8 protein-coding genes are annotated in these 9,290 nt (G+C 54.7%); 4 read left to right on the forward strand and 4 right to left on the reverse strand.

Annotation, left to right across the window (positions count from 1 at the left end; genetic code table 11):
• Positions 1–63: 63 nt before the first annotated feature.
• Positions 64–528 carry an Rrf2 family transcriptional regulator gene (locus ACTIKR_RS16340; RefSeq protein WP_442328392.1) on the reverse strand — a complete coding sequence of 155 codons (465 nt, stop codon included), beginning with the start codon at positions 526–528 and terminating at the stop codon, positions 64–66.
• 265 nt (positions 529–793) lie between these two features.
• Between ACTIKR_RS16340 and hmpA the strand changes: the two genes are divergently transcribed.
• From hmpA to ACTIKR_RS16355, 3 genes are all read left to right on the forward strand, one after another.
• The gene (gene hmpA / locus ACTIKR_RS16345) at positions 794–2,017 is read left to right on the forward strand and encodes an NO-inducible flavohemoprotein (RefSeq protein WP_442328393.1); all 1,224 of its coding nucleotides are present in this window, start codon (positions 794–796) and stop codon (positions 2,015–2,017) included.
• Between the two features lie 288 nt (positions 2,018–2,305).
• Positions 2,306–2,926, forward strand: coding sequence for a trimeric intracellular cation channel family protein (locus tag ACTIKR_RS16350; RefSeq protein ID WP_193090275.1), 621 nt, complete (start codon positions 2,306–2,308; stop codon positions 2,924–2,926).
• A 223-nt stretch (positions 2,927–3,149) separates the two neighbouring features.
• The gene (locus ACTIKR_RS16355; protein WP_442328394.1) at positions 3,150–4,604 is read left to right on the forward strand and encodes an amino acid permease; all 1,455 of its coding nucleotides are present in this window, start codon (positions 3,150–3,152) and stop codon (positions 4,602–4,604) included.
• Between the two features lie 15 nt (positions 4,605–4,619).
• Here ACTIKR_RS16355 and ACTIKR_RS16360 read toward each other — a convergent pair whose 3' ends face one another.
• Together ACTIKR_RS16360 and ACTIKR_RS16365 are read right to left on the reverse strand one after the other, a co-directional pair.
• On the reverse strand, positions 4,620–5,069 hold the full coding sequence (locus ACTIKR_RS16360) for a single-stranded DNA-binding protein (protein WP_442328395.1): 450 nt from the start codon (positions 5,067–5,069) through the stop codon (positions 4,620–4,622).
• 113 nt (positions 5,070–5,182) lie between these two features.
• Positions 5,183–6,130, reverse strand: coding sequence for a metal ABC transporter substrate-binding protein (locus ACTIKR_RS16365; protein WP_442328396.1), 948 nt, complete (start codon positions 6,128–6,130; stop codon positions 5,183–5,185).
• Between the two features lie 258 nt (positions 6,131–6,388).
• Between ACTIKR_RS16365 and ACTIKR_RS16370 the strand changes: the two genes are divergently transcribed.
• A complete protein-coding gene (locus ACTIKR_RS16370) occupies positions 6,389–7,750 on the forward strand; it encodes an alanine/glycine:cation symporter family protein (RefSeq protein WP_442328397.1) in 1,362 nt (453 codons plus the stop codon).
• A gap of 213 nt (positions 7,751–7,963) precedes the next feature.
• Here ACTIKR_RS16370 and ACTIKR_RS16375 read toward each other — a convergent pair whose 3' ends face one another.
• Positions 7,964–8,482 carry a HugZ family pyridoxamine 5'-phosphate oxidase gene (locus ACTIKR_RS16375; protein ID WP_442328398.1) on the reverse strand — a complete coding sequence of 173 codons (519 nt, stop codon included), beginning with the start codon at positions 8,480–8,482 and terminating at the stop codon, positions 7,964–7,966.
• Between the last annotated feature and the right edge of the window lie 808 nt (positions 8,483–9,290).

The raw sequence follows: 9,290 nt of genomic DNA on the forward strand, positions 1-9,290 counted from the left end.
GGTTGCTGGTTGCTGGTTGCTGGTTGCTGGTTGCTGGTTGCTGGTTGCTGGTTGCCAACAATTTTAGTGAAAGGCCTGCCTGGACGCTCGCCGTAACGGTTGTTCGGCTGTCGACAGGTTCAGAAAATCGCGCAGTTCGTTACGCTGGGCCAGCAAGTCGTGCAATGTGTATTTATCCAGCACGGCCAGAAATGCCTGGGTTGCTTCATGAAACACCGACGGCAGTCTGCAGGGGCCCGCGATGGCACAGGACGAACAATCGACCAGATCGATATCGCCTTCGGTATGACGCAACAGTTGGCCTATGACGATTTGTTCTACCGGCAATCCCAGCCTGATCCCTCCGTTGCGGCCGCGCAGCGTTTCGATATAGCCCAATTGTCCGAGATGCTGCACCACCTTCATCAGGTGATTCTGGGAGATGTCATAGGCGCGCGCAATTTCAGCGATGGACGAAAGCCCTTCGTCGCGCGAGCCCAGAAAAATCAGTACCCGCAGTGCGTAATCTGTGTATTGAGTCAGTCTCATATAGACCTCGGGATGCGCTTTGAGTGCTGCAATAAATATGCAATATAACATTCATCTGACTTGCATATTAAAATTATTTGAAATAAGATGCATTTCAAATGAATGTTATAAAGGCAATGCCGGCGCTCAGTCTCAAACATGCGCCGCCAACACATTTGAAATTTTCACATCTGTCATTATCCTTGCATACCCTATTTTCATTGATCGCCCGGCAGCAAACTTGCCAGGCCGAGCCACACCTCAACCAACTACAGGAGCTCCCGCCATGTCTCAACCCGCCGTTACCTCTTTGGATCCCGACACCATCCGCATCGTAAAGGCAACCGTGCCCGCCTTGCAGACTCATGGCGCGGCCATTACTGCAAAAATGTATGAGCGGCTTTTCAGGGATGAACATATCCGTACCCTGTTCAATCACGCGAACCAGGCCAATGGTCAACAGATCAATGCGCTGGCGGGGGCCATTTTGGCCTATGCGGAAAATATCGACAATCTGGGCGCATTGCTGCCGGCAGTCGAGCGAATTGCACAGAAACATGTCGGATTTCACATCCTGCCGGAGCACTATCCCTACGTGGCAACGGCGCTGCTGGGTGCGATCAAGGATGTACTGGGCGAGGCCGCTACCGATGAAATACTTCAGGCCTGGGGTCAGGCCTACTGGTTCCTGGCTGGCATCCTGCAAAACAGGGAAGGCGCACTGCGCGACGCCATCGAACAGGCGCCTGGCGGCTGGACTGGCTGGCGCGACTTTGTGGTTAGCGAAAAGATTCGCGAAAGCAGCACCATTACCTCATTCATTTTGCGTCCGGTTGACGGTGGGCCGGTCATTCGCCACAGACCCGGTCAATACATCACATTCCGCTTTAACGCACCGGAACAGGCCGGCATCAAGCGCAACTATTCCATTTCCTGCGCCCCCAATGGCCAGTACTATCGCATCTCCGTCAAACGCGCAGAAGACAGCCAGGGAGGTTCGCGCTTCATGCACGATCACGTTCGGGTTGGCAGCACACTTGAAATAACGCCACCGGCAGGCGATTTTTATCTGCCTGACAGCCCCGAACGGCCGGTTGTCTTGCTGTCTGGCGGTGTCGGCCTGACACCCATGGTCAGCATGCTTGAGACCATTTATCAACAACACCCGCAATTACACGTGCATTACGTACACAGCACCATGAGCAGCCAGACCCATGCCATGGGTCGGCACGTGCAGACGCTGGCCCACCAACTGGCTCACACACAAGTATCGACCTTTTATAGTGAGCCGCAGGCTGCCGACCAGGCTGGAGAAAACCACGACGTATCGGGCATGATTTCGCTTGACTGGCTGACCCGCAATACACCGCTGCAGGACGCGGATTATTACATCTGTGGACCCAAGGAATTCATGCGGGTATTTGTCAACGGGCTGGCAGCCAACGGCGTACCTGCGGAGCGCATTCATTACGAATTCTTCGGCCCGACCGACGAACTGCTTGCCGCCTGAGATGCAATTGCCCGGGCAAATTCGCACTGCGATGATTCGCACCGGCACCGGCAGTCGCAATAGGCTCCTGTCACTGATCGCACAGCCTGTCATGGACCCGGCACACAACTGGCTCCATCCGGGCAGAGCGTGAAGGCGCGGACAGCATCAGCGGCGCATCAGGCTCTATGACGGGCGCAATAGCCGCGCTTGCTGTATATCGCGGCGGCTTGCGCGTCCCGGGATATAATCGGACAACGTAATCAACAAGTCAGGGCACACTATGCCCTGGCAGCGCATCCGGGTCATATGATTATTCTGTCCGTACTTTATGTCATTGCTATTGTTGCCGAATCCATGACCGCTGCGCTGGCGGCTGGTCGTCGCAGCATGGACTGGGTCGGCGTCTGCCTGCTCGGATGCATTACTGCGCTGGGCGGCGGATCAATCAGGGATATTGTTCTGGACCATCACCCATTGACCTGGGTTGCGCATCCGCATTATCTTGTCATCACAACAGTGGCCGCCCTGGCCACCATTGCGGTTGCGCGCATCATGCACCGCCTGTACCACCTCTTTCTGTTTCTGGATGCCGTGGGGCTTGTCGTATTTACCATCATCGGCTGCAATGTAGCGCTGGAGTTGAATTTGCCTTTGATGATTGTGATTATTTCAGGAATGCTTACTGGCTGCGTGGGTGGCGTTCTGCGCGATATCCTGTGCAACGATATCCCGCTTCTCTTTCGCAGCGAACTGTACGCAAGTGTATCGATCGTGACTGGTCTGCTGTATGTTGCCGGCCTGCATCTTGGTCTTAATCATGAGCTGGTCATGAGCACTGCGCTGCTATCGGGCCTGACCTTGCGCATGCTGGCCTTGCGATTTAAGTGGAATATGCCCAAATTCATTTACAACCGCGATGAACACTGAAGGCTCAAGCGCACGACCGGCATCTCGGTCGCCAGGCGACGCCTCGGTCGCGGACAGATTTTCTCGACCTGTTTCCCCCTAGCAAATACCCCTACTCCCACTGGCAAAGCGACCGCGTGGACCCATAGATTGCGACCAACTGGCTCTGTATCTAGTACCTTATTACCTGTACATTCGTCTCCCAAAGCAAAAATAATAAAAGTGTGTATACAGGAGACGATTGATGAATATTGATAGTAAAAACCAGCTGCAGCACTCATTAAAGCCGCGGCATATGTCAATGATTGCACTTGGCGGTGTAATCGGGGCAGGACTGTTTGTTGGCAGTTCAGTAGTGGTAAAAAATGCAGGTCCGGCGGCCCTTATTTCATTTCTGATTACCGGCATCCTGATTATTCTGGTCATGCGCATGCTCGGCGAAATGGCTTCCTCGCTGCCGGTTGTCGGCTCGTTCTACGAATACGCCCGCAGCGCTTTTCGCGAGCAGCCTGGCAAGGCCGAATTTGCCGGCTTCATGACCGGCTGGATGTACTGGTACTTCTGGGTCATTGTGGTGGCGATCGAAGCGATCGCTGGCGCCAAACTCATCCAGTTGTGGCTGCCCAATATTCCTTCATGGGAAATCAGTCTCACGCTGATGGCCGTTCTGACCGTCACCAATCTTTTCTCGGTCAAATCCTATGGAGAATTCGAATTCTGGTTCTCCTCGATCAAGGTTGCCGCGATTGTGGTGTTTCTGTTTCTGAGCGGGCTGTTCCTGCTGGGCATGTGGCCCAACCATCAGGCGATGGGCCTGGGTGAGATGCTCAATCACGGCGGCTTCATGCCCAATGGCTGGGGTCCCGTGCTTTCAGGCGCTGTAGCTGCAACGGGCTTTTATTTTGGCGCGGAAATTGTCACCATTGCCGCCGCAGAAACCGCTGATCCGGCCAAGTCCGTGGCAAAGGCGACCAATTCAGTCATCAGCCGGGTGCTGTTCTTTTATGTGGGCTCGGTATTTTTCGTCGTCTGCCTGGTGCCCTGGAACTCCGAGGCCATATCCACGCCTTATGTGAGTGCATTGCAGGCCATGCAAATTCCCTACGCGCCGCACATCATGAACGCCGTCATTCTGGTGGCTGTACTCTCATGCCTTAACTCGGGCCTCTATGCCGCTTCCCGCATGATATTCGCACTGACTCGCAACGGTGATGCGCCACAGGCGCTGGCCCGCGTGTCGGAAAACGGTGTGCCAATACGCGCCATTATTTTTTCCACTCTGTTTGGCTATGCGGCCATTGTCGTCTCTTACTACTCGCCCGACGGTATCTTCCCGTTTCTCGTGGAGTCTTATGGGACGGTGGCATTGGTGGTCTATATTCTGATTGCCGTATCCCACATCAGGTTGCGCAGAAGAATGGAACAGAACTGCCCCGAACGCATCCGGGTTCGCATGTGGTGCTTCCCTTATCTGAGTTATCTGGCCATCGCCGGCATGCTCAGCATCCTGGGCGCCATGGCGTTTTTACCTGAGCAGAAAAAGGCGTTCTGGTTCGGCCTGGTCAGTCTTGTCATCTGCGCACTTGGCTTTCTGCTGTCCAGATACTGGCGCACCGAGAAGACATTTGAACCGGATGTCACCCGCAGCGTGCTGGAGCGCTATACACCCGGATCCGGCACAGGACCGCTACCTGGCTGATCCTTTTACTTTTATTTACGCAGTCCGGCCCGATACCGGAGTCGGGCCGCGTAAGCCGTTACCCATCTGGCCGTTGTTGAACACCCAGCCATGGCAGATTGCTGAAAGCGGCAAGCGATAACTTTGTTTTACCCGCAAAATTTTGAACTGCCTCGCTTCAATCTCGCAGACCGTTCCACTGCGACCCGTTATACCGTCCCGAAAATGCCGGCGCCGCAACGGACCGCATAACCACAGCGAGTCTCCCTGGTGCATTGACCAGGCCACCTGTTCTGCCTGGATTCCATACAATACGGCGTCATGATGTTCACTGCATATGATTATTTCATTTGTATATCCGTCATGCTGCTCGCTGCGGGTTTCAAGTGTGATGCGCAACACGGCCGTACCGTCGGGAAAATAGCGCAGACACGGATCATCAAGCAGGTCGCCCAGCACAGTCATTTCATTAAGGTATCGTTGCATCGCGCGCTCCACATCGTCAAAAGCAAAAGGGGCGACCCTGCGCCGCCCCTGTTTAACTGCCAGTTCAAGACCCGCAAGGCGTGCACCAGCCTGCACCTACCCGGCGGCAGCAACTATTTTTTCAGAATTGCCTTGGTAATGGTGTCGGCGTTGTATTGCATCATCTTCAGATAAGTCGGAGCCGGTTCGTCCGGGCCGGACAGTGCATCCGAATACAGTTTGCCGCCCACAGCCACGTTGCCTTCCGCGGCAATCTGCTTGATCAGGGCCGGATTGCTGATATTTTCCATGAACACTGCAGATCCTTTGTCGTCCCGGATCTGGCGGATAATCGCAGCAACATCCGCGGCAGTCGCTTCGGTCGCCGAGGAAGTGCCCTCGGGCGCCAGCAAAGTCAGGCCATAGGCAGCACCCAGATAGCCGAAGGCATCATGCGAGGTAATGAGCGTGCGTTTGTCTTTGGGCAATGAGGAGAACGCCGCTTTAACTGACTCATGCAGTACCTGCAGTTTTTGCGTATACGCACTGGCGTTTGCCTTGTATGACTCGCATCCGGCACTGTCGACCTTGCACAAGGCATCAGCAATATTTTTCACATAAATCATGGCGTTGGGCACAGACTGCCAGGCATGAGGGTCATACTCGCCATGATCATGTTCATGACCATGGTCGTGGTCGTGGTCATCATGAGCCGGCTCCCCGCCGTGTCCATGCTCATCTTCGGCATTTTTCAGGGGTTCAATGCCCTTGGTCACCTCTACCACCGGTGCCTTGGTTTCGCTCGATTTTGCCAGTCGCTGCATAAACGTGTCGAACTGCAAGCCATTGACCAGCACCAGGTCCGCGCGCTTTAACGCAATCACGTCGGCCGGCTTGGGTTCGTAGGCATGCGCATCACCATTGGCTGGAACAATGGACTTGACCGTGACACGATCCCCACCCACCTGGCGGGCAAAGTCATCGATAATGGAAAAGCTGGTCACGACATTCAATGGCGCGGCGCTGGCGCCACTGATGAAAGCCATGCCGATGGCGCCGGAAATGAAAAGCTGCTTGAACACAATGTGCACGTGAAACCTCTGGATAAGAAATGGGGCCGCGCGGCCTCGCGCGGCAGGCAAATGTATAGGTATAGGGAATTCAATTTTGGTTATGTTATAACATAACATAATGTGTCGTCAATGAGTTCAGCACATGCCGTCGCCATTATCTGTTCACCCAGTCCTTTTCCGCGGAAAAAGAATCAGGTATTCTTGAGCCTGCGAAGGTGGGGAGACGCCTTTACTAAAAATCAATTCAATATAAAGGAGTGAAGTACGATGCAGTATTTGGACGTACTGAAAGCATTTTTTGATACCGTAGGCGGTTGGGTGTGGGGGCCCGTCATGCTGGTGTTCCTGGTGGGAACGGGTGTCTATCTGACCCTGCGACTGGCATTTCTGCAATTTACCATGCTGCCCTTCGCGCTAAAACAGGCGTTTACGCCACATGCCAAAAATCGCGACGGCAGCGAGAACCGGGGAGATATTTCCCATTTCGGCGCACTCATGACAGCGCTTTCTGCCACCATCGGTACCGGTAATATCGCCGGCGTGGCGACAGCGGTGGTTCTGGGCGGCCCTGGCGCCGTTTTCTGGATGTGGATCACCGCCATTTTCGGCATGGCCACCAAATTCGGCGAAGGCGTGCTGGCGGTCAAGTACCGGATAGTCAATGAGCGCGGCCAGATATCCGGTGGGCCGATGTATTACATTGAGCGCGGGCTGAACTGGAAATGGCTTGCCATTCTGTTTGCCCTGTTCGGCACCCTGGCGTCGTTCGGCATCGGCAGCTCGGTGCAGTCCAATTCGGTCGCCCAATCCATCCAGGCCAGTTTTGCCATTGATCCCATGATTACTGGAATCGTACTCACCGTCTTTACCGCGATCGTGATTCTGGGCGGTATCAAAAGCATTGCCATCGCATCATCGTTCATTGTGCCGATCATGGCTATCCTCTATGTTGCTGGCGGTCTGATTATTATCTTCATGCATCTGGATCTGCTGGGCCCTGCGTTTGCCACAATCTTTCGTGATGCATTCAGTGGTGAGGCGGTCGCAGGTGGCGCCATTGGCACCGTCATTCGCTATGGCGTGGCACGGGGCGTGTTTTCAAATGAAGCAGGGATGGGTAGCGCGCCTATTGCCGCTGCCGCAGCGAAAACCGATCATCCGGTGCGCCAGGCGCTGGTTTCCATGACAGGCACTTTCCTGGACACCATCGTCGTATGCAGCATAACCGGCCTGGTGCTGGTCATGGGCGGCATCTACACGAATGGCGTGACCGGCGCTGCGCTGACCACCCAGACATTCAATCTGTTGCTGCCGGGTCCCGGCGGCTGGATCGTCACCATTGGTCTGGTCTTCTTTGCCTATTCCACGATTCTGGGTTGGTGCTATTACGGCGAGAAATGTGCGTCCTATCTGCTGGGCGAGTGGTTTGTACTGCCCTATCGCATTATTTATGTGGCCAGCGTGATGATCGGTACGATTGCCAGCCTGGACCTGGTCTGGGCCGCTGCCGATACCTTCAACGGCCTGATGGCGGTGCCCAACCTGATTGCGCTGGTATTGCTGTCGGGGGTGATTGTTAAGGAAACCCGCGACTTTGTCGCCAAACGCAAACTGGGCGAATTGCCGTAATCGAGAGCCAGAGGCAACGCAGCAGTCTTTAGGACTGCTGCAAGCCCTGACGCTTCGCCGCGACACAAGCGCCTGCCGAAGCAACACATCGACAGCGCACATATCGCAACAAGAAAACATCAGGGCCGGTCTCCAACGGCCCTGCTCTGTGCAGTAACCGCCACTTTGTGCAGCGCCGACCAGATAAGCCGGTGCACGGGCTCCGGCAGGCGATCAACGATACTGGCCGATATTTTTCTCGTTCAGCGCAACCGCGCCTTCAGACAGATCACTAGGATCAAAAACAAACGCCTTTCCGAAACCCTGCACCAGTGTTGCGCGCACCGGCGTCAGACGATACATGGTGAAATCATCCAGGGCTTCTAGCAACGCGACCGTCTTGCCCGCCCGCTGACCAAGCAGCGTAACCGCCTCGCCATACTCGGCAGAACCCTTTTGAACCGGCGACGCAGTCACTTGATAATTTAAGCGCTGGCGCGCATAAATATTGCGTGCTCTACTTTCATCTTCGATCAGAAGGATGTCCAGATCAGGCTGCACCTTCAGGTTTTGGCCGTGAATAGCCAGCGCAGAAACCAGGATATAAAACAATCCATCCATAGTCGCAAAGGGCGTATAACTGGCGCAGGGGGCATGCGCTGCATTGGTCGTTGCCATGATCAGGCTAAGGCACTCCCGATGCAGCCGATCAATCTCCGGCGCCAGCGTAAGCATATCGATAGTGTTACTCATATGAGCGTGTTCCATACTGTTTGAACGGCGCCGCTACTGGCGCCGGCAAGCGACACCAGCGCGCCTGACACAGGAAAGTTTACCAGATCGGTGCCGTCCGGCAGTTGCCGCGTATGGACTGGATCGCAGCTCCGTTGGCGCTCGCCCCGCGCCTGCATTTTTTGTGATAACCGGCATGGAAGGTCGACACCGGTCCGTCTTGCCCACCAACCGCCTGCGTCGGGCTGGTGATAAACGCGATCATGGGCGTAATCATAAGCAATCATAAGCGCAAAATACCACGCCGCTGCAGTACCAACCTGCTTACGCAGCCAGGCACCGCACATCAAGCGAGACCGGCAATAAAAAACCCTGATCTGTTGCATAGGCAATAGATCAGGGCACTACCCTTTTTTACCAGAGTTTTATAAACCGCGATCAAACGGTACGATCACGGTCCTTGTCTCGCTCTTAATCCCAGTAAGTTTCCCTTTGGCCGCTCTTCATGGTTCCCAGCAGGGTGACTGCGTAGCAGATTTTGTCCAGGACAGAATCGAACATATCGCTGTAGAAATGATGGCGGTGCATAGTAATACCCCTTTACAAGAAAAATACACAGATTCGAGCTGTTGCGGCGAGAAAAGAAAATATCCTGTCGAAACCTCTCACTGGATATACAGCAAATTGCGTGCCAGGTTTTTACGGTAGCCGCCCGCATCAATCTGCAGGTAATTGGGTAAGAAACGCCCCATATTAGTACAAACCCTTGGAAACCGCCCCAATGGCTGGCGTCGTGCGCCGCCCTGTCGCATCACGGTACACACTCCGG

The organism is Advenella sp. (assembly GCF_052108595.1).
Lineage (GTDB): Bacteria > Pseudomonadota > Gammaproteobacteria > Burkholderiales > Burkholderiaceae_B > Advenella.

Coding starts and splice junctions, on each gene's coding strand:
- ACTIKR_RS16340 (WP_442328392.1), bottom strand. CDS start 528: ATGAGACTGACTCAATACACAGATTACGCACTGCGGGTACTGATTTTT.
- ACTIKR_RS16355 (WP_442328394.1), top strand. CDS start 3,150: ATGAATATTGATAGTAAAAACCAGCTGCAGCACTCATTAAAGCCGCGG.
- ACTIKR_RS16370 (WP_442328397.1), top strand. CDS start 6,389: ATGCAGTATTTGGACGTACTGAAAGCATTTTTTGATACCGTAGGCGGT.
- ACTIKR_RS16360 (WP_442328395.1), bottom strand. CDS start 5,069: ATGCAACGATACCTTAATGAAATGACTGTGCTGGGCGACCTGCTTGAT.
- ACTIKR_RS16350 (WP_193090275.1), top strand. CDS start 2,306: ATGATTATTCTGTCCGTACTTTATGTCATTGCTATTGTTGCCGAATCC.
- hmpA (WP_442328393.1), top strand. CDS start 794: ATGTCTCAACCCGCCGTTACCTCTTTGGATCCCGACACCATCCGCATC.
- ACTIKR_RS16375 (WP_442328398.1), bottom strand. CDS start 8,482: ATGAGTAACACTATCGATATGCTTACGCTGGCGCCGGAGATTGATCGG.